This window comes from Variovorax sp. 20P10.2.4 (assembly GCF_058244205.1).
On the sequence record NZ_JBZAYE010000630.1, the window covers coordinates 1 to 4127 of the forward strand.

Here is a 4127-nt window from a genome sequence, read left to right on the forward strand (position 1 = left end):
GCACCAGGGCGCCGGCGGGAATGCGCAGCTCGCTGTCGACCACCGTGCCCGCGGCATAGCGCGTGGTCACCGGCGCGATCGGCACGCCGGCGGGGAAGGCATCGGCCGGAATGGTGTAGCCCGCGGGCAGCGTGCCGTTGAAGCGGCTCAGGGCGGTGCCCGCGGGCACCACGCTGCCGCCGAAGTAGTAGATGCCGCTGGTCGACTGCACGTAGAGGCCGCCGGCCGGCACCACCCAGTCGGCCGCGACCGTGAGCGAGGCGCCCGCATCGATCTGCGGTGCCGTGGCCGCGGCCAGCGTCTGTCCCGCCACGACGGCGCGCACCGTGACCGCGAAGTCCGCGGGCACGGTGCCGCCGGCCGCCACCAGGTAGTCGCGCTCGAGCTGCAGGTTGACCGCGGTGGTCTCGCCCGCGGCCAGCGTGCCGTTCAGGCCATGCACGCCCGCGCCGATGCCCACCGTGCGGCCCGAGCCCAGGGTCAGCGTGCCGCCGCCCGCGACGCCGAAGCCGCGGATCTCGCCATCCAGCCGCAGCGGTGCGTCGATCGGCGCGTCGCCCGGCAGCACGGCATAGCCCGCGAACAGCGTCACGTCGCCGCCATGGCCCGCGACCAGCGCGCCATTGGCCTTCAAGGCCGCGCCGGAGGAGCTGTCGATCAGGCTGCCGGCCGCGAGCGTCACCGCGCCCGCGCTGCGGATGTCGACCGTGCCGCCGTCGACGTAGGGCAGGCCCTGGCCGTTGCTCGGATCGAGCTGCAGGTTGGTCCACAGGCCGCGCGTGTCGAGCGTCGCGCCGTTCGCCACCGTCACCGCGGTCGGATGGGTGGGGTCGAACGGCATCAGCGTCTCGACCGTCACGCCGGTGGTGGCGGTCGTCTTGAGCACATTGCCCAGCGCGATGCTGCCGCCGCGCGCCGTGAGGTCCGCGTTCACCTCGACCTGCTGCGCATGCAGCGCGATGCGACCGCCGGGCACCACCGCGAGCGCGCCGTCGACGCGCACGCTGTCGCGGCCCACGGCGATCAGCGCGCCGAGGCCCCAGCCGTCGAGGCGCTCGCTGTCGACATGCAGCGCATCCTTGCGGGCCTGCGGCAGCGGGCCGTCGGGCGCGATGCCGTCGCCGAGCGCGGGCTGGTCGCCGCCGAACACGATGTGGTCCACGGTCGGTGCGAGGTTGTGGAACACGCCGGTCGGGCCGTTCTTCGCATTGGTGTTGAAGGCACTGGTGTAGCTGCCGAGGATCAGTTGCGCGGCGAGCGCCGCGGCGTCGTGCGACTGCGCATAGCCGTCGATGCCGCCATCGCGCCTGGTCGTCTGCCTCGGGCCTTGGTAAACGCCCGAGCTGATGTCGCCCTCGAGCACGGCCGCACCGGTCGAGACGATCAACTGGCCCGCATCGCGGCCCACCGTGTAGCCGTTCTCGAGCCGCTGCTGCGGCCCGATCAGCGGGTTGTAGAAGAAGCCCGTGGTCTTGTCGCCCCAGCGCTTGTGCGCGTCTTCGTAGCCCTTGTAGAGGCCCGTGTACTGCACATCGGCTGGTGCGCTCGACACCTCGTAGAGCCGGCCGTCGGCGCCCTTGAGCCAGCTCTGCTTGATCATCCCGGTCTGCACGTCCAGCGTGCCGCCCGAGAGGTTGATGTTCGAGCCCGCCTGCGCGACCAGCTCGTTGCCCGCGAACACCACGCTGCCGCCCTGCGCGCCCCACTCGCCCACCGTGTGGCCCTGCAGGCCCAGGTAGCCGCCGACCTCGAGCAGGCCGCCCGGCGTGTACCAGCGCTCCTTGTCGTAGCCGCCCACACCGGCCGCCACGCGCAGCAGCTTGCGCCGGTCGATCCACACATTGCTGTTGTTGAGCAGCGTGGTGTCGCGGTTCAGCGGTGCGTCGCGCTGCTCGTTGCCCTGGATGTTGATCTCGACGTTGTTCGAGGACATCGCGACCTGCACGCCGACCGCGCCCGAGACGTCGAGGCGCGCGCCATTGGCGACGGTGCTGCGGCCCGTCTTGGCACTGACCGCGATCTGGCCGCCCGTGGCCAGCGTGGTCGAACCGCCTTCGAACACCACGCCGCCGCCCGAGACGATCTCGATGCGCGACTGGTCGCGCCGGTCATCGAGCCGCGCGAGGTTGTCGAAGACATCGGCCGCCGCGACACGGCGTGCCAGGTCCTGCACGGCGGAGTCGGCGATCAGCGCATCGCGCTGGCTGTCGAGCGCGGTGCGGCCGTTCTGGTCGTCGAGCAGGATGGCGTTGAGGCCACGCGCTGTCACCGTGACGCTGCCAAGCTTGTCGCTGGCCGCGTTCAGCAGATGGATCGTGCCGCGCGTGTCCACCGTCGTCGTGGACACGGCCACGCCGTCCTGCACCACCTTGCGTCCCGCGAGCGTGATATCGCCTTCGGGCGCCTGCAGCAGGCCGGTGTTGGTGACCGCGCCCGTCGTGCTGTCGGCATTGAACTGCGGCGCCACTTCATTGCCGCGCGTGGTCGAAGTCTGGTTCGCCGCGGTGCCTTGGCCGGGCCGCACGATGAAGAAGTCGCCCGCGGCCATCTGCACCTGGCCGCGCGGTGTGGTGATGGCACCCGCGTTGCCGACCTCCTTGCCGAGCAGCAGCGCATAGCCGCCGCCCTGCGTGACCGTCGTTGTCGGCGTGGTGTTGATGCGAGCGCCTGCCTGCACCTCGACCTTGCCGTCGGCATCGGTGAAGCTCGGCGTGTAGGCCCCGTTCGCCTGCGCGCTGTAGATGCCGCGCGTCTTGAACTGCTCGTCACTGATCTTCGCGGCCGCCGCCACGAGATTGCGTGTATCGGTCTGGCTCGATCCGCTGAATACGATGCCGTTGCGGTTCGCGATCAGCACCGTGCCATCGGCCTTGATCTGCCCCTGGATCTGCGAGGGTCGCGCCTGCGGATCGTTGACGCGATTGAGCACGGCCCAGTCGGCCTGCTGCTTGAAATCGACCGTGGTGCGCTTGCCGACGTTGAAGGTCTCCCAATTGAGGATCGCGCGATCGCCGGTCTGTTGGATCGTGACAGTCGTGCGGCCGTCGCCGCCTTGCGATTGCACGGGCGCCTGGGCATTGAGCCAACCAGCGGTCAGCGAATTGGTGTCGACGCGCAACCCGCCATCGGCCAGACCATCAGGCACGGAAGAAGGATCGTCCAACGCCGCTTGCCGTGCCGCAGCCTGTGCAGCCTGCTGCGCCGCGATGCTCTGCGCGGCCAGGTTCAGATTGCCGAGCGAACGCTGCAACTGCTCGCGCGCCTGCTGTTGTTGCGCACTCGGCGTATTGAGCGACGACACCGGCAAGCCATTCGGCAGCCGCCCCGTAGCAATCGCCTGGCCTTGCGCGATGTTCTTCTGCGCCATCCACGCCGCACTGAACGCACGCTGCTGCGCATGCGCCGCACCCGCCGCGCCGATCGCGGCCAGCATCAGCGTGATGACCCTTGCCACCGGTGCCATCCTGAAGACGGAAAGCTCCCCGCCCACTCCGTTGTCCTTCGCGCCGCGCCCTCTTGTGTTCATGCCAGTTCCGCCGTGGTTGAGTCGATGCCATGCGGCCGCCCTGCGATGGGCAGCCATGGATGCAGAGGCACTCGCTTCGCACGCCATGCAAAGCAACACCCCATTGCGGCTATGACGTGCGACCTCGGCGCGATCCCCCAACTATTTTTCGCGGCCGGAATGGCGCGCGCGTGAAGCCGCGCGCGTCATCGCGCGGTCACATCCAGGGGTGGAAAAAAAAGCGAAGGCGCTCAGCTCAGCACGAGCACGCCCGCGGGCAGCCGCCGGGCCTTGAGCTGGAACGAGTGCTGGAGCTGCGAGAGCGCCGATTCGAGCGAGGCGACGAAGAAGCGTCCGCTGACGGGATCGCCGCCGGCGGCCTCGTTCATCAGCAGCACGCGGCCGGGCCGATAGCGGTTGATCTCGTCGATGACCTGCGCGAGCGGCACCTGGCTGAACACCAGCTCGCCGCTGCGCCAGGCCGAGACGGCCGCGGGCTCGATGCCGACCACGCCGCCGATCGACGCCGTGTCGTAGAGGGCCTGCTGGCGCGCCTGCAGCAGGCGCTCGCCGGCCGGATGCGCCACGCGCACCGTGCCCTCGAGGCAGCTCACGCAGACCC

The 4127-nt window shown here is 70.1% G+C and carries 2 protein-coding genes; both read right to left on the reverse strand.

Features of this window, described 5'->3' with window-relative positions:
- On the reverse strand, nt 1-3463 hold a 3463-nt coding region (locus AC27VN_RS34555), incomplete at its 3' end, for a two-partner secretion domain-containing protein (protein WP_490879515.1).
- 293 nt (nt 3464-3756) lie between these two features.
- Nucleotides 3757-4127 (reverse strand): FecR family protein (locus AC27VN_RS34560; protein WP_490879514.1); only part of this gene is annotated, 371 nt, incomplete at its 5' end.